Origin of the sequence: Streptomyces laurentii (assembly GCF_040635425.1) — a bacterium.
In the GTDB taxonomy this organism is placed as follows: Bacteria; Actinomycetota; Actinomycetes; order Streptomycetales; family Streptomycetaceae; genus Streptomyces; species Streptomyces laurentii.
The window spans coordinates 1-21,238 of sequence record NZ_JBEYHT010000011.1 but is presented as its reverse complement, the minus strand read 5'-3'; the positions used below and the strand labels follow the sequence as shown (position 1 = coordinate 21,238).

At 73.5% G+C, this 21,238-nt stretch carries 17 protein-coding genes; 8 read left to right on the top strand and 9 right to left on the bottom strand.

Annotation, left to right across the window (positions count from 1 at the left end; genetic code table 11):
* Positions 1–50: 50 nt before the first annotated feature.
* Together ABZ693_RS09795 and ABZ693_RS09790 are read right to left on the bottom strand one after the other, a co-directional pair.
* Positions 51–1,184 carry an NHL repeat-containing protein gene (locus tag ABZ693_RS09795; protein WP_359875262.1) on the bottom strand — a complete coding sequence of 378 codons (1,134 nt, stop codon included), beginning with the start codon at positions 1,182–1,184 and terminating at the stop codon, positions 51–53.
* Between the two features lie 219 nt (positions 1,185–1,403).
* A complete protein-coding gene (locus ABZ693_RS09790) occupies positions 1,404–1,814 on the bottom strand; it encodes a hypothetical protein (RefSeq protein ID WP_359875261.1) in 411 nt (136 codons plus the stop codon).
* A gap of 423 nt (positions 1,815–2,237) precedes the next feature.
* Here ABZ693_RS09790 and ABZ693_RS09785 point away from each other — a divergent pair, with 423 nt between their 5' ends.
* From ABZ693_RS09785 to ABZ693_RS09770, 4 genes are read left to right on the top strand one after another with little or no spacing between them, the layout of a single operon-like run.
* Positions 2,238–5,108 carry a nitrate- and nitrite sensing domain-containing protein gene (locus ABZ693_RS09785; protein ID WP_359875260.1) on the top strand — a complete coding sequence of 957 codons (2,871 nt, stop codon included), beginning with the start codon at positions 2,238–2,240 and terminating at the stop codon, positions 5,106–5,108.
* Entirely contained in the window at positions 5,105–5,545 is a 441-nt protein-coding gene (locus ABZ693_RS09780) for a roadblock/LC7 domain-containing protein (protein WP_359875259.1), read from the top strand. The genes ABZ693_RS09785 and ABZ693_RS09780 overlap by 4 nt, the downstream gene beginning before the upstream one ends.
* A gap of 14 nt (positions 5,546–5,559) precedes the next feature.
* A complete protein-coding gene (locus ABZ693_RS09775) occupies positions 5,560–5,967 on the top strand; it encodes a DUF742 domain-containing protein (protein WP_359875258.1) in 408 nt (135 codons plus the stop codon).
* The gene (locus tag ABZ693_RS09770; protein WP_359875257.1) at positions 5,948–6,574 is read left to right on the top strand and encodes a GTP-binding protein; all 627 of its coding nucleotides are present in this window, start codon (positions 5,948–5,950) and stop codon (positions 6,572–6,574) included. Before ABZ693_RS09775 ends, ABZ693_RS09770 begins: the two co-directional genes overlap by 20 nt.
* A gap of 57 nt (positions 6,575–6,631) precedes the next feature.
* Here the strand turns inward: ABZ693_RS09770 and ABZ693_RS09765 are convergent, their stop codons facing one another.
* From ABZ693_RS09765 to ABZ693_RS09755, 3 genes are all read right to left on the bottom strand, one after another.
* Positions 6,632–7,831, bottom strand: a complete 1,200-nt coding sequence (locus tag ABZ693_RS09765) for a lipid-transfer protein (protein WP_359875256.1) — start codon at positions 7,829–7,831, stop codon at positions 6,632–6,634.
* A complete protein-coding gene (locus ABZ693_RS09760; protein WP_359875254.1) occupies positions 7,825–8,298 on the bottom strand; it encodes a Zn-ribbon domain-containing OB-fold protein in 474 nt (157 codons plus the stop codon). The genes ABZ693_RS09765 and ABZ693_RS09760 overlap by 7 nt, the downstream gene beginning before the upstream one ends.
* Before the next feature lie 152 nt (positions 8,299–8,450).
* Positions 8,451–9,305, bottom strand: a complete 855-nt coding sequence (locus ABZ693_RS09755; RefSeq protein ID WP_359875253.1) for a M15 family metallopeptidase — start codon at positions 9,303–9,305, stop codon at positions 8,451–8,453.
* Between ABZ693_RS09755 and ABZ693_RS09750 the strand changes: the two genes are divergently transcribed.
* Positions 9,304–9,888, top strand: a complete 585-nt coding sequence (locus tag ABZ693_RS09750) for an NUDIX domain-containing protein (protein ID WP_359875252.1) — start codon at positions 9,304–9,306, stop codon at positions 9,886–9,888. The genes ABZ693_RS09755 and ABZ693_RS09750 overlap by 2 nt on opposite strands.
* A 34-nt stretch (positions 9,889–9,922) precedes the next feature.
* Here ABZ693_RS09750 and ABZ693_RS09745 read toward each other — a convergent pair whose 3' ends face one another.
* Complete coding sequence (locus tag ABZ693_RS09745) at positions 9,923–12,472, bottom strand: glycoside hydrolase family 31 protein (protein WP_359875251.1); 2,550 nt, start codon at positions 12,470–12,472, stop codon at positions 9,923–9,925.
* A 218-nt stretch (positions 12,473–12,690) separates the two neighbouring features.
* Between ABZ693_RS09745 and ABZ693_RS09740 the strand changes: the two genes are divergently transcribed.
* Positions 12,691–14,664, top strand: a complete 1,974-nt coding sequence (locus ABZ693_RS09740; RefSeq protein ID WP_359875250.1) for an acetoacetate--CoA ligase — start codon at positions 12,691–12,693, stop codon at positions 14,662–14,664.
* Between the two features lie 77 nt (positions 14,665–14,741).
* On the opposite strand, the gene ABZ693_RS09735 is transcribed toward ABZ693_RS09740, so the two are convergent.
* The gene (locus ABZ693_RS09735; RefSeq protein WP_359875249.1) at positions 14,742–16,061 is read right to left on the bottom strand and encodes an aminotransferase class I/II-fold pyridoxal phosphate-dependent enzyme; all 1,320 of its coding nucleotides are present in this window, start codon (positions 16,059–16,061) and stop codon (positions 14,742–14,744) included.
* A gap of 47 nt (positions 16,062–16,108) precedes the next feature.
* Between ABZ693_RS09735 and ABZ693_RS09730 the strand changes: the two genes are divergently transcribed.
* The gene (locus tag ABZ693_RS09730; RefSeq protein WP_359875248.1) at positions 16,109–17,404 is read left to right on the top strand and encodes an MFS transporter; all 1,296 of its coding nucleotides are present in this window, start codon (positions 16,109–16,111) and stop codon (positions 17,402–17,404) included.
* Between the two features lie 23 nt (positions 17,405–17,427).
* Complete coding sequence (locus tag ABZ693_RS09725) at positions 17,428–18,345, top strand: DUF8829 domain-containing protein (RefSeq protein ID WP_359875247.1); 918 nt, start codon at positions 17,428–17,430, stop codon at positions 18,343–18,345.
* Positions 18,346–18,415: 70 nt separating this feature from the next.
* On the opposite strand, the gene ptsP is transcribed toward ABZ693_RS09725, so the two are convergent.
* Positions 18,416–20,086, bottom strand: coding sequence for a phosphoenolpyruvate--protein phosphotransferase (ptsP, locus tag ABZ693_RS09720; protein WP_359875246.1), 1,671 nt, complete (start codon positions 20,084–20,086; stop codon positions 18,416–18,418).
* An 83-nt stretch (positions 20,087–20,169) separates the two neighbouring features.
* Positions 20,170–20,619: a PTS sugar transporter subunit IIA gene (locus ABZ693_RS09715; RefSeq protein ID WP_359875245.1), complete on the bottom strand. Its 450-nt coding sequence runs from the start codon at positions 20,617–20,619 to the stop codon at positions 20,170–20,172.
* Between the last annotated feature and the right edge of the window lie 619 nt (positions 20,620–21,238).

Sequence of the window (21,238 nt, the reverse complement as noted above, 5' to 3'; positions counted from 1 at the left end):
AAAGACGGTGGTGGGGTGCCGTCGTGTTCCGGCGGCGCCCCACCCCTGCCTCAGGGCCGGCTGAGCAGGTTCAGCGTGTTGGTCGCGTCGTCGACGAAGTAGACCCGGTCCGGCTTCGCGGCGACCGCGAGCCCGAACAGCGCGCCCGCTCCCGGCGGGGTGCCGCTGCTGTCGAGTGTGCGGACGGCCACCTGCTCACCCCTGCGGGTGGTCTCGACGATGTTGCCGTCACCGCTGTTGACGGTGAGGATGTCGCCCTTCGGGGTGATCGCGAGGCCGAGCGGACCGTTGAGGTTGTCGTCGGTGGTGACCACGTCGCCGGTGCCGGCGCTGTCGTCCCGGGTCAGCGCGTCGGGGATCGCGGTGATGCGGTTGTCGACGGTGTCGGCCACGTAGAGCGTCGAGCCCTTCAGTCCGACGCCCGTCGGCCCGATCACGAGCGCCGCCGGGTCGGTCTTCTCGGCGAAGCCCGAACCGATCTCGGTCGTGTCGACCCGGGTCGGCGGCCGGTCGTCGTGCGTGCGCAGGCTGATGCGCAGCACGGTGCCCTCCCGCACGACGTCGCCGCCGGCGGCGACGGTGCCGTTGAGCACGTTGGTGACGAACAGATCGGTCCGGTCGCCACAGCTCCGCGCGGTCATGTCCCAGGGGCCGTTGATCCCGTGGCCGCTGAACGTCTCGCGGACCTCGCCGTGCCGGTCCAGCACGATCAGGCATCCGGCCTGCGCGGTGTCGGAGGTGCCGTCCGCCGTCGGCAGGCTGCCGACCACCACCCAGCCGCCGGGCAGGACGGACAGCGCGGTGGTCAGCCCGACCCCGCCGGGGCACGGCCCGGGCAGGCGGTCCGGGTCGATGCGGGCGAACAGGCTGGCCGAGCCGTCGGGATCGACCTGCACGAGCGTGGTCCCGGTGCCCTGCTGGTTCGCGGCGTTGTTGAAGTTGCTGACCAGGACGTTGCCGCGGCGCAGGTCGCCCACGCTCTTGTCGATCAGGACAGTGCCGTACGGGTTGAGGTCCCCGTTGTCCGGAACGGTCGAGGCGATGGTCGAGACGGTGTGCAGCGGGTCGAGGAACGGTCTGCCGTCCCCGCCCGAGGGCGCGGCGGCGGCCGCCGAGCCCATCGCCATGATCGTCGTCGCGGCGGTCACGGCCGCCGCGAGTCGTGCGGTGAAGTCGAACCTCATCGGGGGCCTTGTCTCCTCGGCGTCGCACGGCCGTGGCACGGCTCGGCGACCGGCATCGGTGTCGTCGACTCTCACCTCACCGGAGACGGCGGCGCTCCGCACGCCGGGGAGGTCCGGACGTGCGAACGGCCGTGGAGCGGTGAGACCTCCACCGCTCCACGGCCGTCCGCCGGGTGTTGCTTCCGGCCCCTCGGGTACGCCCGAGAAAGCCGCTGACGGTCAGGCCGCCTCCGAGAGAGCCCCCTCCGGGAGCAGCCCCTTGCCCGCGCGGGCCGCGGGCCCGGGGTGCTCCTGGGACTCCTCCTGGCGGCGTTCCCGCCGCAGCGGTCGCTCCGCACTGCTCGGCTCGGAGACGACCCCGTTGCGCTGTCGCCACACCTGACGGGTGATCCATACGTCGAGCACCGACCAGGTCGCGACGACCGTGCCGGCTATCGCCGCGAGCGTCATCGGGAACGCCAGCCACGATCCTGTGACCGAGCACAGGAAGGCGACCATCGAAAGGATCAGCGTCACCGAGACGATCAGAACGGCCCGTACCGCCGCCGTTCGCACCGGGTCCGGCATCCTTCGCCGGCCCCGCTCGTCGTCCACCCACAATTGCCGTACCGGCTGCGCCTCGTGTTCCATAGCGCCGTCACTCCCCACCACCGATGTGTTCCGGGTGGCTGCCCGTTTTGAGTCGCTTTACGCGGACACAAGCCTCCCCCGTACAGAATGACGCATGAGGGAGGGAAAAGGTTTCGCCGGGGGTCGGTCACGGCGGGAGCGGAACAGACAATTCCAGCCAACCGCCCGCCCCGTGGAAAGCCCTGACCAGCGGGTGTCCTGCGCCACACCAGTGCAACGCAACTCCCCGAATACCGGGACATCTCATGATCAACACCTTCCCGACCGGCCGAAAATCGACCGGCCACGCCTTCGGATTGGCCGTGATGCAGTAGTAGGCTCGCGCCGCCGTTAGTTGAAGCCGAAGGTTGACGCCGCGTGTTGACGCCAGGCGTGCCGATGTGAGGAGCCTCCGCGGCCGCGGAGGCCGAGCTGGGGGAGGCCATGCGCTTTCGCGGGAAATCCATCCGCCGGAAGATCGTGGCGTTGCTCCTCGTACCGCTCGTCTCCCTCACCGGACTGTGGGGCTTCTCCACGGTCCTGACCGGCCGCGAGGCCCGTACGCTCCTCGACACCGGCTACATCATGGACAAGATCGGCTACCCGATCGAGGACACCGCCCGTGTCCTGCAGAAGGAACGCCGCGAATCCCTCGTCTATCTCGCCGATCCCCGCGCCGCCGAGGCCATGACCCGGCTGCGCCAGGAACGCGAGGCCACCGACCAGCAGGTCGCCCTGATCCGGCGCAACGCCGCCGAGCCCGGCGTGAGCGGCGACATGCCGCCCGCCACCGCCCAGCGGCTCTCCCTCCTCCTCGAAGCCCTCGACGGCCTCGACTCGCTGCGCCGCTCCGTGGAGAACCGCAGCGTCGGCCGGATGCAGGCGCTCGACTTCTTCAACCGCCTGGTCGACCCCTGCTACGGCTTCCTCATGTCCCTCCACGCCCTGGACGACGTGGAGATGGACAAGCAGGGCCGCGCCCTCGTCGGCATCACCCGAGCCCGCGAGATCGTCGCCCGCGAGGACGCGCTGGTCGGCTCCGCGCTCGTCGCCGAACGGATCACCCCCGCGGAGATCCGCGCCCTCACCGACATCGTCGCCACCCGCAGGACCTACTACGACACCAACCTGGAGGTCCTGCCCGCGGGCGACCGCGACCGGTACGAGAAGTACTGGACCGGCGCCGAGACCGCGCCCCTGCGCAAGTCGGAGGAGGCCCTGATAGCCGCGGGCCCCACCGACAGCCCGCGCGCCGTCACCGCCCAGCTCTGGCAGGAACAGACCACCCCCGTCCTCGACGCCCTGGCCCGCGAGAACTACGCGGCCGGAGAGCGCCTCCAGGAACGCCTCCAGCCCGTCGCGTACCGCGTCCTGCTCAAGGCCGGCATCGCCGGCGTCCTCGGCTTCGTCGCCCTCCTCGTCTCCATCGTCGTCTCCGTCCGCGTCGGCCGCGGCCTCGTCCGCGACCTGCGCCGGCTGCGCAAGGAGGCCCAGGAGGTCTCCGGCGTCCGGCTGCCCAGCGTGATGCGCCGGCTCGCCGCCGGCGAGGACGTCGACACCGCGACCGAGGTGCCCCAGCTCACCTACAGCGAGGACGAGGTCGGCCAGGTAGGCCAGGCCCTCAACACCCTGCAGCGCGCCGCCGTCGAGGCCGCCGTCAAGCAGGCGGAGCTGCGCCGCGGCGTCTCCGAGGTCTTCGTCAACCTGGCCCGCCGCAACCAGGTCCTGCTGCACCGTCAGCTCACCCTCCTCGACACCATGGAGCGGCGCACCGAGGACACCGACGAGCTGGCCGACCTGTTCCGGCTCGACCACCTGACGACCCGTATGCGCCGGCACGCCGAGGGTCTGGTGATCCTCTCCGGCGCCGCCCCCTCCCGGCAGTGGCGCAAGCCCGTCCAGCTGATGGACGTCGTCCGCGCCGCCGTCGCCGAGGTCGAGGACTACGAGCGCATCGAGGTCCGCCGGCTGCCCCGGCTGGGCGTCGGCGGCCCCGCCGTCGCCGACCTCACCCACCTCGTCGCCGAACTCCTCGAGAACGCCACCGTCTTCTCGCCCCCGCACACCGCCGTCCAGGTGCTCGGCGAGCGCGTCGCCAACGGCTTCACCCTGGAGATCCACGACCGCGGCCTCGGCATGAACCCCGAGGTCCTCCTCGAAGCCAACCTCCGGCTCGCCGAGACCCCCGAGTTCGAGCTGTCCGACACCGACCGCCTCGGTCTCTTCGTCGTCAGCCGCCTCGCCCAGCGCCAGAACGTCCGGGTGTCGTTGCAGACCTCCCCGTACGGCGGGACCACCGCGGTCGTCTTCATCCCGGCCACGCTGCTCACCGACGCCCCCGAGACGCAGGGCGCCGGCTTCCGCCTGGACCGTGACAACGGACGCCCGGGAGCCGGCCGCGACGGCGCCGCCGGCGAGAGCGGCGACCGCGCCCAGACCACCGGCCCGGCCGGGCTGCCGCGCCGCCGCCCCGCCCTCGCCAAGGTCCCCGACCCGGCCCCGGAACCCGTTCCGAGCCCGGTCCTGGACGGCCCCGTCGAACTCGAAGCGCCGCTGGAGTCGGGCTCCCTCGACGATCTGCTCGACGGCGCGGCCGACCTCCTCGACACCGAGAGCGAGCGCGGCGGACTGTTCCGCGCCCGCGAACACCGCCGCCGCGGCGAGCAGCACCAGCCCGCCCCGGGCGGCGCCGCCGACCCGGCGGGCCCGGCCGGCGGGGACCTCGCCGACGGCCCCGTCCAACTGCCCCGCCGCCGTACGCCGACGCTCGTCGTCGACCACGGCCGGCGCCTCGACGAACCGGGCCGCGCCCCGGCGGGCCCGGCCGGCCACGGCACCTCCGGCGACGACTCCCGGCACGTCACCGGGAACGACGGACACGGTCACAGCCACGGACCGGGAGACGGAGACACCATGGAACTGGCTCGCGTCCGGCCCGCGCCCACCCTGGTGCCCGTACCGCCGCAGGAGGAGGAACCCCTGTTCGACGGACTGCCCCGCCGGGTGCGCCAGGCCAGCCTCGCCCCGCAGCTGCGGGCGCACGGCGCCCGCGACGAGGCCCGGCCGGCCGCCGGCCCCGCGGGCTCCGGGCCCGGGACCGACCCCTTCGAGCGGGACGCCGAGGAGGTGCGCAGCCGCATGGCCTCGATGCAGCGCGGCTGGCAGCGCGGCCGCCGGCAGAACGACGGGGTGCCCGAACCCGGCCCGGCCGGAGCCGGCACGACGGACTCCCGGGCGGCGACGCCCGGTTCAGCACCCGGAACAGCGCCCGGAACGACAGCACGAGGAACGACACCCGAGGGGGACGGTCGATGACCGCACCGAACGCCGCAGCAACCCACAGCGCCGCCCAGGGCAACGGAGAGCTGAACTGGCTCCTCGACGAACTGGTCCAGCGCGTCGGCTCCATCCGCAAGGCCCTGGTGCTCTCCAGCGACGGCCTGGCCACCGGCGCCTCGAAGGACCTCACCCGCGAGGACGGCGAGCACCTCGCCGCCGTCGCCTCGGGCTTCCACAGCCTGGCCAAGGGCGTGGGCCGGCACTTCGAGGCGGGCCGGGTCCGCCAGACCGTCGTCGAGCTGGAGGACGCCTTCCTGTTCGTCACCGCCGCCGGTGACGGCTCCTGCCTGGCCGTGCTCGCCGACTCCGAATCGGACGTCGGCCAGGTGGCGTACGAGATGACGCTCATGGTCAAGCGGGTCGGTGCCCATCTCGCCACGGCGCCCCGGTCCGGCCTGACCAACGGGGGATGAACAAGGGGGACGGCATGACTGACGCAGACCAGTCCCAGCAGGACGCGGTCGGCCACTGGTACGACGACGAGGCGGGGCCGGTGGTCCGCCCGTACGCCATGACCCGCGGCCGCACCAGCGCCGCGAGCCGGCACCGGCTCGACCTGATCGCGGTCGTGGTCCCGGAACCGGCCGCCGGGGACCCCGGCCGCGACCAGACGCTGTCCCCCGAGCATGTCGAGATCGTCGAACGCTGCTTCGAGCAGCCGCAGTCGATCGCCGAACTCGCCGCAGGGCTCGACCTCCCCGTCGGGGTGGTCCGGGTCCTGATCGGTGATCTCGTGGACGACGAGCTCGTACACGTGACCCGCCCCGTTCCGCCGGCCGAGCTGCCGGACGTGAGCATCCTTCGTGAGGTGATCAATGGCCTTCGGGCGCTCTAGTACCGGCCGCAGGCAGCCGCCGGTCGAGCCGGTGACGCTGAAGATCCTGGTGGCGGGCGGCTTCGGGGTGGGCAAGACCACCCTCGTGGGGGCGGTCAGCGAGATCCGGCCGCTGCGGACCGAGGAGATGCTGAGCGAGGTCGGCCGGCCGGTCGACGATCTGCACGGCGTCGAGACCAAGACGACCACCACGGTCGCCATGGACTTCGGCCGGATCACCCTGCGCGAGGACCTCGTCCTCTATCTGTTCGGTACGCCGGGACAGGACCGTTTCTGGTTCCTGTGGGACGAGCTCGCGCAGGGCGCGCTCGGGGCCGTCGTCCTCGCCGACACCCGGCGTCTGGAGGACAGCTTCGCCGCCATCGACTACTTCGAGCGGCGCGGCATCCCCTTCACGGTGGCCGTCAACTGCTTTGAGGGGGCCCGCCGGTTCGCGGCGGACACCGTCCGGGGCGCGCTCGACCTCGACCCCGAGGTCGAGCTGGTGATGTGCGACGCGCGCGACCGCGAGTCGGTCAAGAACGTCCTCGTGGCCGTCGTCCAGCACGCCCTGGTGCTGGCCGAGCACCCGCCGCCCGCCGCGGCCGGCGCGCCGGCCGGCCGCTGACCCGCTCCGCCCGGTGGGGACCGGACAGCTCCGGCCCCCACCGGGGTGGCAGGGCCGTCAGCGGACCGCCACCACCGCCGACCCGTGGCCGAACAGCCCCTGGTTGGCGGTGATCCCGGCCCGCGCCCCCGGCACCTGCCGGTCCCCGGCCGCCCCGCGCAGCTGCCAGGTCAGCTCGCAGACCTGCGCGATGGCCTGCGCCGGCACCGCCTCCCCGAACGAGGCGAGGCCGCCGCTCGGATTGACCGGGACGCGCCCGCCCAGCGCGGTCACCCCGTTCCGTACGAGCGCGGCGCCGTGCCCCGCCGGGCACAGCCCGAGGTCCTCGTACCACTCCAGTTCAAGCGCCGTCGACAGGTCGTACACCTCCGCCAGCGACAGGTCCTCCGGGCCGATGCCCGCCTCCTCGTACGCGGCCCGGGCGATCGACGCGCGGAAGGGCCGGAAGGGCCGATCGGCGACGCCGTGACCCACCATGGCGTCGGTGGCGATGTCCGGCAGGTCCAGGACCGTCCGCGGATACTCCGGCGTGACGGTGGACACCGCCCGGATCCGGACCGGGTCCGGATGCCCGTGCCGTCGGGCGAAGGCCATGCTCGACAGGACGAGCGCCGCGCCCCCGTCCGAGGTCGCGCAGATGTCGAGCAGCCGCAGCGGATCGGCGACCACCGGCGAGGCCGCCACGTCGTCCGCGCTCACCGCCTTGCGGTAGCGGGCCAGCGGATTGAGCGCGCCCGCCGCCGCGTTCTTCACCTTCACCCGGGCGAAGTCCTCCGGCGTGTCCCCGTACAGCGCCATCCGGCGGCGCGCGTACAGGCCGAAGTACGCCGGGTTGGTCGCGCCGAGGACCCGGAAGCGCAGCCAGTCGGGGTCGTCGGGACGCTCGCCGCCCGCCGGGGCGAAGAACCCCTTCGGTGCCGCGTCCGCGCCCACCACGAGGACCACGTCGGCGAGCCCGGCCAGGATCTGCGCGCGGGCGGTGCCGATCGCCTGGGCCCCCGAGGCGCAGGCCGCGTAGACGCTGGTCACCCGTGCGCCCTGCCAGCCGAGCGCCCGGGCGAAGCTGGCCCCGGCCACGTACCCGGGATAGCCGCCCCGCACGGTGTCGGCGCCGACGACCGACGGGACCTCGCGCCAGTCGAGGCCGGCGTCGGCGAGCGCGGCCCGCGCGGCGGCCACCCCGTACGCGACGAAACTCCGGCCCCACTTGCCCCACGGGTGCATCCCGGCGCCGAGGACGGCGATGTCGGTCAGCACGCCGCCTCCCGCGCGTCCGTGGCGACGGGCCGCCAGTGCCAGGTGGTCCAGACGTGCTCCGCGTCCTCGTGCAGGACGCCCGGCACCAGCTCGACCTCCGCACCGACCGCCAGCTCGGAGGGCCGCACGCCCGGCGCGGCCTGCCCGAGCACCACCATGCCCTCGGCCGCCAGCTCCACCGCGACGAGGGTGTAAGGCTCCCAGGGGGTGTCCGGGTCCGAGACGTACGGCGCGGGCGGCCGGTAGCGGCCGTCGGTGTACGACCAGACGCGGCCGCGCCGGGACAGCGGCGTCTCGGCGAGTTCGCCGCCGCCGGGGCAGTACGGATTGCGGCAGCCGTCGTCCTCCCGGGGGAAGAACACGGCCGCGCAGGCGGTGCAGCGCGTCCCGAGAAGCCGGAACGCGCCGTCGGGATCGGTGTCGTCCGTGAACCAGCCGGGCACCACCGGCCTGCGCGCGCGTGTCATCCGCGACCCTCCGTCCCTCCGACACCCCTCGGATCTGACTAAGCGTCAGTTACGGGGGAGTGTGGCACGGGCGGTCCGGGCGGGGAAGACGTCCGTGCCCGTCGTCCGGGTCCGGCTCGTCGTCCGTGCCTGCCCCCCGTTGCCGGTCGCTGTCACTGCCCGCCCACCGACCGGCGCGCCACCGGGAAGTCGAAGAAGGTGTCCGGGAACGGCTCCGGCTTGTAGGTGAAGTGCCACCACTCCTCAGGCAGGTTGACGAAGCCCTCGGCGGCCAGCGCGTCCCGCAGCAGGTCGCGGTTGGCCCGCTGCGCGCCCGTGATCCGGGGGTCGTCGGTGTGCGAGAGGGTGTCGAAGCAGTCGAACGCGGTCCCCATGTCCAGGGAGTTGTCCGGGAACCGCTCCGTCTGCGGCCGGAAGCACTCCACCTGAGGCTCGCCCGGCTCGTACGCGCGCGTGGGCGCGGCGGGCAGCCGTACGACGGTCAGGTCCATCGTCGACCCCCGGCTGTGTCCCGACTTCTCCGCGATGTACCCGTCCTCGAACAGCCGCGACTTGTCGACCAGCGGATAGAACTCCCGCTTCATCCGCTCGTCGCCCAGGTCCCCGGCCCAGCGCACGAAGTGGTCCACCGCCCGCTGCGGCCGGTAGCAGTCGTACACCTTCAGCGAGTAGCCGCGGGCCACCAGCTTCACCTGCGCCCGGCGCAGCGCCTCGGCGGCCGGCCGGGTCAGCAGGCACATCGGCTGCCGGTACCCGTCCACCGGCTCGCCCACGAAGTTGTGCGGCGTGGCGTAGCGGATCTCCTGAAGGATCGTCCGGTCCACCCGGTCCAGCGCCACGAACCCGGCCGGCGCCTTGGGCTCCGGGGCTGCGCTCGCCGAGGGCGCGGCGGCGGTCAGGGCCAGCAGACCGGCGGCGGCCAGCGCGCCGAGGGCCCGGACGGCGGAGGCGAACGGGGCGGCCCCGGCCGGCCGCAGGGACGTCTTCAACCTTGTCAGTCCTGTCATGCACACCGTCTACCAGTTCCGGCAGCGGCGCGGAAGGGTGATCACATACGGTCGGCCCGTGACCGACACCTCGCGCCCCGCGCCCTTCAGCCACTGCTCCGCCTGCGGCACCCGCTACCCGGACGGCCTCGGCTGGCCCCGCACCTGCGCCGCCTGCGGCACCACCGCCTACCGCAACCCGCTCCCGGTCGCCGTCGCCCTGCTGCCGGTGACCGATCCGCGGCGGCCCACGGCGCTCGTCGTCATCACCCGCGCCATCCAGCCCCAGTCCGGCCTCGTCGCCCTCCCCGGCGGCTTCGTCGACCACGCCGAGGACTGGCACGAGGCCGTCGTCCGCGAACTGCGCGAGGAGACCGGCATCGAGGCCGCGGCCGGGGACGTCCGGCTCGCCGACGCGCTCAGCTCCCCGGGCGGCCACCTCCTCCTCTTCGGCCTCCTGCCGCCCCGCCCTGCCGCCGCCCTGCCGCCGTCGGTCCCGACCGACGAGACCAGCGGACACCACCTGCTGTACGGGCCGCAGGAGCTGGCGTTCCCGCTGCACACGGAGGCGGTACGGCGTTTCTTCGCCGGGATGTACGGCTGACGCGCCCCGGGCCCGGGACAGGACGCGGCGGCCGTCACCCTTCTCCGGCCGCTCCGGCCTCCCCGCCCCCGCCCTCGTCACCGTCGCCCCCGAGCCCGCGCACCCGGACCCGCAACTCCGGTTCCACCGCTCCCTCGTCCGTCACCCACTCCACCACGACCCGCCCGTCCACCAGCCGCGACCGGTACCGCTCGAGCCGGCCCGGCTCCCAGCCGTCCCCGGTGTCCCGGACGACCAGACCGCCGCCCGTCCGCCCCGCCGCCGGCGCCCACACCTCCAGGACCGGCTCGCCCCCGCCGTCGCCGTCGCCGTTGCCGTCCCCGTCCCGGACCGGGATCACCGCGCCCGCCCGGGCCAGGACCGGCACCCGCGACAGCGGCGCGTCGAGCAGCACCTGCCCCGGGCCCTCGTACGCCCGCCCGGTCGCCGTGTCGTACCAGCGCCCGCGCGGCAGCCGCACCGCCCGCCGGTCCGTGCCCGGCGTCAGCACCGGGGCGACCAGGAGCGCGTCCCCGAGCAGGAAGGCGTCCTCGCAGTCCCGCAGCGCCCGGTCCTCCGGCGTCCCCCACCACACCGGCCGTGCGTAGGGCGCGCCCGTCGCCCGGGCGAGCCGCGACAGGGTGACGAAGTACGGCCGCAGCCGCTCCCGTTCGGCCAGCGCCACGCGCGCGTGGGCGAGGACCTCGGGACCGAACTCCCACGGCTCGCGCCGCCCCGCGTCGATCGCCGCGTGCGTCCGGAACAGCGGCAGCCACGCCCCCAGCTGGTACCAGCGCAGGAACAGCTCCGGCGCCGGGTCGCCGTCGAAGCCGCCGACGTCCGGCCCCGAGTACGGCACCCCGCACAGCCCGAGGCCGAGCACCAGCGCCAGCGAGGCGCGCAGCCCGGGCCACCCGGTCGCCACGTCGCCCGACCAGGTCCCCCCGTACCGCTGCATCCCCGCCCATCCGGAGCGCGAGAACAGGAACGGCCGCTCCCGCGGCCGCAGCCGGCGCAGCGCCTCGTATCCGGCGCGGGCCATCGCGAGGCCGTACACGTTGTGCGCCTCGCGATGGTCCCCGCCCCGCCCCTCCAGGCAGTGCCGGGCCGAGCGCGGCAGCGTGCGGTCGCCGAACGCGGTGAACGACACCGGTTCGTTCATGTCGTGCCATACGCCCGAGAAGCCCTGCGCGAGCCGCTCCTCGTACAGCGTGCCCCACCAGGTCCGGGCCTCCGGATCGGTGAAGTCCGGGTACGCGCACTCCCCGGGCCACACCACGCCCCGGACCTCCTCGCCCCGGCCGTCCCGGACGAACGCCCCGGCCGCGCGCCCGCCCTCGTACACCGGATCGCCCGGCTCCGCCTTCACCGCCGGATCGACGATCGACACCAGGCGTACGCCGCGCTCGCGCAACTCGGCCGCGAGCCCCGGCAGATCCGGGAACCGCTCCCGGTCCACCGTGAAGACCCGGTGCCCGTCGTAGTGGTCGATGTCCAGGTGCAGCGCGGAGAGCGCGAGCCCCCGGTCCCGGTAGCCGTCGGCGATCCGCCGTACCTCGCGCTCGCCGCCGAAGCCCCAGCGGGCGTGCTGCGGGCCCAGCGCCCAGGACGGCGGCAGCGCGGGCGCGCCGGTCAGCGCGGACCAGCCGTGCAGGACGCGCGCGGGGGTGCCGACCACCACCCAGCAGCGCAGCGGGCCGCCCTCCATCCGCAGCTCGCTGGTGCCCGGCCGGTCGTGTCCGGAACCGGCCCCCTCGGTGCCCTCGGCGAGGAGCACCCGGCCGTCCCAGGAGTTGTCGTAGAAGGCCAGGTGGGTGCCCGCGTCCGCCACCACCAGCTGCACCGGCATGGTGATGTACAGCGGGTCGTCGCCGGGGGAGAAGGGAGCGGCGGGGTCGGTGTTCCAGAGCCGGTACGTCCCGTTCCGCAGCCGCGGCCCCGAGGCCCGGCCGCCGAGCCCGAAGAACCGCGCGTCCGCCGGCACTTCGCTGCGCTGCACCCAGCGGGCCGCGGCCCTGTCGGGTGCCGCCTCCGGAGAAGCCGCCTCCCCGGCCGCGCCCGTCCCCGTCGCCGCCTCCTGAGGTACGGACTCCTGGGGTACGGACTCCTGAGGTACGGGACTCTTGACCGCCGGCTCCTTGGCCACGGGCTCCCACCAGCGCGGCGGCAGGTCGCGGCGCAGCACCACCCCGCCCGGCGTCCGTATCTCCACCGCGCCGTGCCGGGACACCGCGACCGTCACCCGCTCCGACACCACCCGCCAGCCGCCGTCGGTGTCCGGCTCCAGGACGGCCCGCGGATCCGGCTCGGGCGGCTCGCCCGCCAGCGCGTACGACGGCAGCGGCGCCGCCCCGTCCCAGCCCCAGAAGACGATGCCGCCCGCCGCCACCGACACCCGCAGCTCCGCGCGGTCGAAGCGGACGATCCCGCCGCCGGGCTGGGGGATCGCCGCCCACACCGGACCCGGTGTCCGGGCCCGCTCCGGACCCCGCGGCGGCAGCGCCCGCGCGTCGGTACGGCGCCGTCGCCACGCCGCCCCCACCGTCCGCAGCGCCTGCACCGAACCCAGCACCTTCACCGAGCGCACCAGCTCACGACCGTTCATGCTGATCACCCTGCCACCCCCGAAGGGGCGTGCGAGCGTCGTTCAACTGCCGTTCACCCATGGTCAGAGCACATATTCACCTACCGGACCATGGGCGGCGAACCCTGGTGCGAACGCGCGTCCCGTGGCATCGTCCCTGTCAGCCGCGTCGCGCGCACCGTCCACCCTGTGCGCGGGACACACGCCTAGCCCGTGTACAGCTCCAGGGGAGTCGATCGATGACATCAGCGCAGACCGAGCCGCTTTGGCAGCCGGACGAGGACCGCGTCGCCGCGGCCGCCGTCACCCGCTTCCAGGCCTGGGCGGCCGAGCGCCACGGAGCCCCCGCCGACGGCGGTTACGCGGCCCTGCACCGCTGGTCCGTCGACGACCTCGAAGCCTTCTGGGCGGCCGTCGCCGAATGGTTCGACGTCCGGTTCGCCACCCCGTACGAGCGGGTCCTCGGCGACGACGCCATGCCGGGTGCCGACTGGTTCCCGGGCGCCACCCTCAACTACGCCGAGCACGCGCTGCGCGCCGCCGACGAGCGCCCCCAGGACACCGCTCTGCTCCATGTGGACGAGACACATGAGCCGACGCCGATCACCTGGGCCGAACTGCGCCGCCAGGTCGGCTCCCTCGCCGCCGAACTGCGCGGTCTCGGCGTCCGTCCCGGCGATCGGGTCAGCGGCTACCTGCCCAACATCCCCGAGGCCGTCGTCGCCCTCCTCGCCACCGCCGCCGTCGGCGCCGTGTGGACCTCCTGCGCCCCCGACTTCGGCGCCCGCAGCGTCCTCGACCGCTTCCAGCAGGTCGAGCCCGTCGTCCTGTTCACCGTCGACGGCTACCGCTACGGCGGCAAGGAGCACGACCGCCGCGACACCGTCGCCGAGCTGCGCGCCGAACTACCCACGCTGCGCGCCGTCGTCCACATCCCGCTGCTCGGCACCCCGGCCCCCGAGGGCACCCTGGAGTGGTCCGCGCTGACCGCCGCCGACACCGCGCCGGTCTACGAGCACGTCCCCTTCTCGCACCCGCTGTGGGTGCTCTACTCCTCCGGCACCACCGGCCTGCCCAAGGCCATCGTGCAGTCCCAGGGCGGCATCCTCGTCGAGCACCTCAAGCAGCTCGGCCTGCACTGCGACCTCGGCCCGGACGATGTGTTCTTCTGGTACACGTCCACCGGCTGGATGATGTGGAACTTCCTCGTCTCCGGCCTGCTGACCGGCACCACCGTGGTCGTGTACGACGGCAGCCCCGGCTACCCCGACACCGGCGCCCAGTGGCGCGTCGCCGAACGCACCGGCGCCACCCTGTACGGCACCTCCGCCGCGTACGTGATGGCCTGCGCCAAGGCGGACGTGCACCCGGGCCGCGACTTCGACCTGTCGAAGGTGAAGTGCGTCGCCACCACCGGCTCCCCGTTGCCGCCCGACGGCTTCCGCTGGCTCCACGACGAGGTCCGCGCCGATCTGTGGATCGCCTCCGTCAGCGGCGGCACCGACGTCTGCTCCTGCTTCGCCGGAGCCGTTCCCACCCTCCCCGTCCACATCGGCGAGCTGCAGGCCGCCGGCCTCGGCACGGCCCTGGAGTCCTGGGACCCGTCGGGCAAGCCGCTCGTCGGCGAGGTCGGCGAACTGGTCGTCACCCGGCCGATGCCGTCCATGCCGATCCGCTTCTGGAACGACCCGGACGGCAGCCGCTACCGCGACAGCTACTTCGAGATGTTCCCCGGCGTGTGGCGGCACGGCGACTGGATCACGATCACCGACCACGGCTCGGTCGTCATCCACGGCCGTTCCGACTCCACCCTGAACCGCCAGGGCGTCCGTATGGGAAGCGCCGATATCTATGAGGCGGTCGAGCGGCTCCCCGAGATCCGCGAATCCCTCGTCATCGGCCTGGAGGAACCGGAGGGCGGCTACTGGATGCCGCTCTTCGTCCACCTCGCCGAAGGCGCCACCCTCGACGAAGACCTCATCGGCCGGATCAAGACCACCATCCGCGCCGAACTCTCCCCGCGGCACGTCCCCGACACCGTCATCGAGGTCCCCGCGATCCCGCACACCCTCACCGGCAAGCGGATCGAGGTCCCGGTCAAGCGCCTCCTCCAGGGCACCCCGATGGCCAAGGCCGTCAACCCCGGCTCGGTCGACGACATCGGCCTGCTGAGCTTCTACGAGGAGCTGGCCCGCACCCGCAAGACCGGCTGACCCCGCCCCCGTACCCCCCCCGGAACAGCCCGAGGGCCCCGCGCACCCGCGCGGGGCCCTCTACACGTGCGTACGGCTCACCCCCCGTACGTCGCCTGCGTGTCCCCGAGCACCTCCGCGAAGTCCGCCGCCAGCCGCCCGGCGTCGCCCGGCGGCAGGGTCGCCGTCGTGATCCGTACGCCGGTGGGCGCGCCGATCCGGAATCGGGCACCGGCCGCCACCCACCAGCCGTGCGTGCGCAGCCCGTTCACCACCGCCGACTCGTCGCGCACCGGCACCCACACGTTGACGCCGCTCCCGCCGGCCGCGCGGATGCCGTACGAGCCGAGCGCGTCGGCCAGCGCCCGGCGACGTTCCGCGTAGGCGGCCTCGCCGGCCGCCACCAGGCGGGACACCGCCGGATCGGCGAACAGCCCGGCGACCGTCTCCTGCAGGATGTGGCTGACCCAGCCGGACGTCATCAGCATCCGCCCGTCGTGCCGGGAGATCGTCACCGGATCACCGGCGACCCCGGCCCACCGCAGATCGACCCCCAGGCGCTTGGACACGGTCCGCACCTGCGCCCAGCGTTCGAGGCCGGCCTGGGAGAGCGTGGCCGCCGGCGGCCCCTCGATCTCCACCGTGTAGTCGTCCTCGACGACCAGGACCTCGGGGAACTCCCGGAGGAGTGCCACCAGTTCGTCCCGCCGGGCGGGGGAGAAGGACGCCCCGGTCGGGTTCTGCGCGCGCGGGGTGCACACCAGCGCCCGCACTCCGGCCTGGAGAGCCGTCCGCAGCGCGTCGGGCGTGATCCCCTCCCCGTCGACGGCGACCGGCACCAGGCGCAGCCCCAACGCCGGTACGAGGTCCAGGAGGTGGTGGAAGCCCGGGTCCTCCACCGCCACCGCGTCCCCGGGGCGCAGTTCGACGGAGAGCAGCCGGGCGATGCAGTCGAGCGCCCCGTGCGCGAAGGTGACCCGCTCCGCCGGGACCCCGTCTCGGGCGAACCAGTCCCGTGTCAGCTCCTCCAGCCGCGCGAGCCGGGGCTCGGCCCGGTGCGAGCCGAACACCGGGCGCCATTCGGCCGGCGGGCGCAGCACCGGCAGGAAGGCGGGATCGGGCAGGCCGCTGGCCAGGTCCACCAGGCCGGGCGGCACCCGCACCGGGCGCCGGGACGCCACCGAGGGCGCCTCCGCCACCACCGTGCCGCCCCGCCCACGCGTGACGACGAGACCGCGCCCGCGCAGTTCCTTGTACGCGGTCGCCACCGTGCCCGGACTCACGCCGAGCTCGTCGGCGAGCCGTCGTACGGGAGGCAGCGCGTCGCCCGGCGCGAGCGCGCCCTCGGCCACGCCGCGTTCGACGGACGCGGCAATCCCCTTGGCCGTCGTCCCTGTGATCGCATATTGTGTTGCCACGTACTGAACTATGTATCAATACATAACTCGCGTCAAGGGGGAACCGAGTGAGCCGCCCGACTCCGTGGCACCGCACCGCGCTCGACCGGATACCCGGCGGCCTCGACGGCCGCCGGATGCTCGTCGTCAGCATCATCGAGAAGACCGGCACCGGCCTCTGGGCCAGCTGCACCGCCCTCTACTTCACCTACGTCTCCGGTCTCGGGCTCGGCCAGGTCGGCTTCCTCCTGACCGTCTCGGGCGGCGTCGGCATCGCGGGCGCCCCGCTCGCCGGCCGCTTCGCCGACCGCTTCCCCCTCATCCGCGTCATCGCCGCCACCCAGCTCCTGCGCGCCGTCACCCTCCTCGCCCTCCTCACGACGAACGACTTCGCCCTCCTCACTCTCTACTCCGCCCTCGGCGCCCTCCCCGACCGCGCGGGCAGTGTCCTCGTCAAGCTCTACGCCGCCCGCGTCGCCGGCGCCGACCGGGTCCGCTACCAGGCGATCCAGCGCACCACGGTCAACATCGGCTGGTCGATCGGCGGTCTCGGCGCCGCCGCCGCCCTCGCCACCGGCAGCTCCCGCGCCTACGCACTGCTCCTCATCGGCAACGTCGTCGGCTACGTCGTCATCGCCGCCCTCACCCTGCGCTGCGCCGAACCCCCGGCGCCCACCCCCTCGCGCGTCGTCGCCACCGGCGCCGACGCCCCCCGGGCCAAGCCCGGCAGCCCCTGGCGCGACCGTGTCTACGTCGCCTACACCGCCACCGAAGTCGCCCTCTTCGCCGACAACACGCTCCTCCAGGTCGCCGTCCCACTCTGGATCGTCCACGCGACCGCCGCCCCCGCCGGCCTCGCGCCGCTCCTCCTGGTCCTCAACACCGTCCTGGTGGTCCTCTTCCAGGTGCCCCTCGCCCGCTTCGGCGCCACCGCCCGCGACGCCCGCCGCCTCCTCGTCCCCCTCGGCGGCCTCTTCCTCGTCGGCACCGTCGCCCTCACCGTCTCCGCCGCGGGCGGACGGACCCTCGCCATCACCGCGCTCGTCGTCTCCGTCATCGCGGTGAGCTTCGCCGAGATCATCCACGCCACCTCCTCCTGGGAACTCTCCGTCGCCCTCGCCCCGCCCGAGGCCCAGGGCTCCTACGTCGGCTTCCACGGCATCGCCCAGTCCGCCCAGCGCTTCGCCGGCCCCCTCGCCGTCACCGGCGTGATGAGCGTCGGCGCCCTCGCCTGGCCCGTCCTCGGCCTCGCCCTCGTTGCCGCCGGAGCCGCCCAGCACCGGCTGATCCGCGACCGCGTCGACGCCCTCGACGCACCGTCACCCTCACTGTCAGTGCCGACGGTTACGGTGAGTGAGCACTGAATCGCCAGAGCTCAGGGGGAGACATGACCCGTCAGCACCACACCCGCACCGCACGCACACCCCGTACCACCGCGGCACTCCGCCGCGGCCTGCGCCGGGAGACCGCCGGCACCCTGGCCCTCCTCGCCGACGAGGAGGACTTCACCGCCATGCGCGCGTACCCGACCTTCCCCTTCGACGACCACCGCCAGTACCTCGCCCACGCCGACGCGGTCCTCGCCTCCCTCGCCGCCACCGGCGGCCACACCACCGTCGCCCTCTTCGACCCGGAGGAGTACGCCGACTACTGCGCCGACACCGGAATCGACCCCGACCACCCCGGCAGCCGCGCCCGCTACACCGCCGAACGCGCCGCCACCGGTGCCCGCGTCCCCTACACCGGACAACCCCTCGACACCCTCGTCCCCCTGCTCGTCGAGACCGCCGTCCGCCGTGCCACCTGGGAGTACGCCACGACGCTGCTCGGCGACGCGGGCCCCTGCGCCGACTGCGGCCGGGACATCGGCCTCGCCTCCTACGACCGCGCCTCCCAGCTGCTCCTGCGCCTCCTCGACGCGGCCGGCTCCGGCACCCACCACCTCGTGTGCAGCGTCCCCGCCGAGGACGACCTGCTCATCGCCGTCCTCCACGCCACCCGCGAGGACACCGGCCCCGCCCTCCTCGACCGCGCCGAGGCCGCCGAGTTCACCTCGGTCCTCGCCGCCGGCATCGCCCGCGGCACCCCCGGCGGCGTCGTCCTGCGCACCAGCACCCCCGGCACCCTCGACCGTCTGCACGGCTGGCGCCTGCGCGACGGCCGCCTCGTTCCCCTCACCGAGGCCGAGGTCTTCGACGCCTACTGCACCGACGCCCTCACCGGCGAACCCGTCGCCCCCGAGTCCCACGCCGACTACCGCGCCGGCTTCCCCCTCGGCCCCGACGACCTCACCCACCCCCACTGACGCCGAAGGGGCTTCCCGCCACCATGGCGGGAAGCCCCTCCGATACCGCTGCGCGCCGTGCGCGCCGGGATCACTCCCCGGACAGCACCGCCTGCGCGGCGATCCGCGCGTCGTGCGCCGTGTCCGCCGCACGCGCCGCGGCCGCGGCCCGCTCGCACTGCGCGAGCGTGTACTTCGCGAGCGTCGCCCGCACATACGGGATCGACGCCGCGCCCATCGACAGGGAGGTCACCCCGAGCCCCGTCAGCACACAGGCGAGCAGCGGATCCGACGCCGCCTCACCGCACACACCACAGCTCTTGCCCTCGGCCTTGGCGGCCTCCGCGGACAGCGCCACCAGATCGAGCAGCGCGGGCTGCCACGGATCCTGCAGCCGCGACACCGCACCCACCTGACGGTCGGCGGCGAAGGTGTACTGCGCCAGGTCGTTCGTGCCCAGCGACAGGAACTCGACCTCCTGGAGGATCGAACGCGCCCGCAGCGCGGCGGACGGAATCTCCACCATCGCGCCGAACTTGGCCCGCAGCCCCGCCTCACGGCACGCGTCGGCGAACGCCTTCGCATCCGTACGGTCGGCCACCATCGGCGCCATGACCTCCAGGTACACGGGCAGCCCGGCGGCGGCCTTCGCCAGCGCCGTCAGCTGCGTCCGCAGCACCTCGGGGTGGTCGAGCAGCGTCCGCAGACCCCGCACGCCCAGCGCCGGGTTCGGCTCGTCGGCCGGCGTCAGGAAGTCCAGCGGCTTGTCCGCGCCCGCGTCCAGCACCCGTACGACCACCCGGCCCTCGGGGAACGCCTCGAGGACCTTGCGGTACGCCTCGACCTGCTTCTCCTCGGACGGCGCCTTCGCGCTGTCGTCCAGGAACAGGAACTCGGTACGGAACAGACCCACGCCCTCGGCACCGGCCTCGACCGCCGCCGGAACGTCCGCCGGACCGCCCACGTTCGCGAGCAGCGGCACCTTGTGCCCGTCCGAGGTCGCCCCGGGACCCGTCGACGCGGAGAGCGCGGCCTTGCGCTCCTCGGCGGCCCGCGTCATGGCCTCCTTCTTCTCCTCGCTCGGGTTCACGAAGATCTCGCCGGTGGACCCGTCCACCGCGATGACCGTGCCCTCCGGCACATCCACCGCACCCGGCAGCGCGACCACGGCCGGCACACCGAGCGCCCGCGCGAGGATCGCGCTGTGGCTGGTCGGCCCGCCCTCCTCGGTCACGAACCCGAGCACCAGCGAGGGGTCCAGCAGCGCCGTGTCGGCCGGCGCCAGGTCCCGCGCGATCAGCACGTACGGCTCGTCGCTGTCCGGCACGCCGGGCATCGGCACGCCGAGCAGCCGCGCCACGATCCGGTTCCGTACGTCGTCCAGGTCGGCGACCCGGCCCGCCATGTACTCACCGGCGCCCGCGAGCAGCTCCCGGTAGTGCGAGAACGCATCGTAGATCCCGCGCTCGGCCGTGCTGCCGACCGCGATCCGGCGGTCCACGTCGGCGATGAGCTCCGGGTCCTGGGCGATCATCGCCTGGGCCTCCAGCACCGCCTGCGCCTCGCCGCCCGCCAGGTTGCCCCGCGCGTTCAGGTCGGCGGCCACGGCCTCCACGGCCTGACGGGCACGCCCCTGCTCGCGCTCCGCCTCGTCCGCCGGAATCTGCTTGGCCGGCGGCTCGAGCACGGCCGTGCCCATGTGCCGGACCTCGCCGATCGCCACACCATGGCTGACACCGACGCCTCGCAGCGTTGTCTCCATCTCACCCGTCTCCGAGTAGTGCGACGGCCGGGCCGCCGCGTTGAATGTCGTGTGTGTGCTCGTCCACCAGGATGAGCGGCCGGTCAGCTCCAGGCGAAGAGCTGGTCACCAGGCTTCACTTCGTTGTCCTCGACGACATCCGAGAGCGCGTCCGCGGTGGCCTCCAGGGCCACGATCGGACAAATAGGGGACTTGCCGGCTTCCTCGACCGCGACCGGGTTCCAGCGCACGACGGCCTGTCCGCGCGTCACGGTGTCCCCCTTGTTCACGAGGAGTTCGAAGCCCTCCCCGTTGAGCTGGACGGTGTCGATACCGAGGTGGATGAGCACCCCGTGACCTTCCCCGTCGACCACGACGAACGCGTGCGGGTGAAGAGAGACGATGACACCGTCGACGGGCGAGACGGCTTCGGAGGGCTCGCGCACGGGGTCGATGGCGGTGCCGGGACCGACCATCGCGCCGGAGAAGACGGGGTCGGGCACTTGGGCGAGACCGATGGCGCGTCCGGCGAGCGGCGACGTCACGAGGGTCATGGGGAGCCTCCCAGGGGGCGGAGATGCGTGTTGCGCCGTCACTGCCTGTCCTGGACGGCGTAGTGTTTCCGCAGCCTATGCCATAGGAAGTCCCGGTTCCGCACGAGATGTACCGCTTGGCGGAGCAAGGGAGCACCGGAAACGGTTTGCCTCCAGTGGCACGGAGATGTACTGTCGTACTCCTGCCTGACCCCAGTGCGGCCCAGCCGCGGGTCGGCAGCACCTCATCAAGCCAGATCCTAACCTCAGTGGTCTACACCTCTGCCTGCGTGCGGGGGGAGTGGTCGGAGGGGCCGGGAAAGCCTGATACGGTTTGACCCCGCCGAAGGTCCTCAAGGTGAAAGCCGAAAAGGACGGGAAAGCGGTCGAGAAATTCGGGTCGAAAAGATCTGATAAGCTCGAAAAGCCGGGAGGGAACGGAAGCGAAAGCGACCGGGACCGGAAAGCACCGAGGAAATCGGATCGGAAAGATCTGATAGAGTCGGAAACGAAGGAAGCGCCCGGAGGAAAGCCCGAGAGGGTCAGTACAAAGGAAGCGTCCGCACCTTGAGAACTCAACAGCGTGCCAAAAATCAACGCCAGATTAGTTGATACCCCGTCCATCTTCGGATGGTCGAGG

Coding starts and splice junctions, on each gene's coding strand:
- ABZ693_RS09795 (WP_359875262.1), bottom strand. CDS start 1,184: ATGAGGTTCGACTTCACCGCACGACTCGCGGCGGCCGTGACCGCCGCG.
- ABZ693_RS09790 (WP_359875261.1), bottom strand. CDS start 1,814: ATGGAACACGAGGCGCAGCCGGTACGGCAATTGTGGGTGGACGACGAG.
- ABZ693_RS09785 (WP_359875260.1), top strand. CDS start 2,238: ATGCGCTTTCGCGGGAAATCCATCCGCCGGAAGATCGTGGCGTTGCTC.
- ABZ693_RS09780 (WP_359875259.1), top strand. CDS start 5,105: ATGACCGCACCGAACGCCGCAGCAACCCACAGCGCCGCCCAGGGCAAC.
- ABZ693_RS09775 (WP_359875258.1), top strand. CDS start 5,560: ATGACTGACGCAGACCAGTCCCAGCAGGACGCGGTCGGCCACTGGTAC.
- ABZ693_RS09770 (WP_359875257.1), top strand. CDS start 5,948: ATGGCCTTCGGGCGCTCTAGTACCGGCCGCAGGCAGCCGCCGGTCGAG.
- ABZ693_RS09760 (WP_359875254.1), bottom strand. CDS start 8,298: ATGACACGCGCGCGCAGGCCGGTGGTGCCCGGCTGGTTCACGGACGAC.
- ABZ693_RS09750 (WP_359875252.1), top strand. CDS start 9,304: ATGCACACCGTCTACCAGTTCCGGCAGCGGCGCGGAAGGGTGATCACA.
- ABZ693_RS09755 (WP_359875253.1), bottom strand. CDS start 9,305: ATGACAGGACTGACAAGGTTGAAGACGTCCCTGCGGCCGGCCGGGGCC.
- ABZ693_RS09745 (WP_359875251.1), bottom strand. CDS start 12,472: ATGAACGGTCGTGAGCTGGTGCGCTCGGTGAAGGTGCTGGGTTCGGTG.
- ABZ693_RS09740 (WP_359875250.1), top strand. CDS start 12,691: ATGACATCAGCGCAGACCGAGCCGCTTTGGCAGCCGGACGAGGACCGC.
- ABZ693_RS09725 (WP_359875247.1), top strand. CDS start 17,428: ATGACCCGTCAGCACCACACCCGCACCGCACGCACACCCCGTACCACC.
- ptsP (WP_359875246.1), bottom strand. CDS start 20,086: ATGGAGACAACGCTGCGAGGCGTCGGTGTCAGCCATGGTGTGGCGATC.
- ABZ693_RS09715 (WP_359875245.1), bottom strand. CDS start 20,619: ATGACCCTCGTGACGTCGCCGCTCGCCGGACGCGCCATCGGTCTCGCC.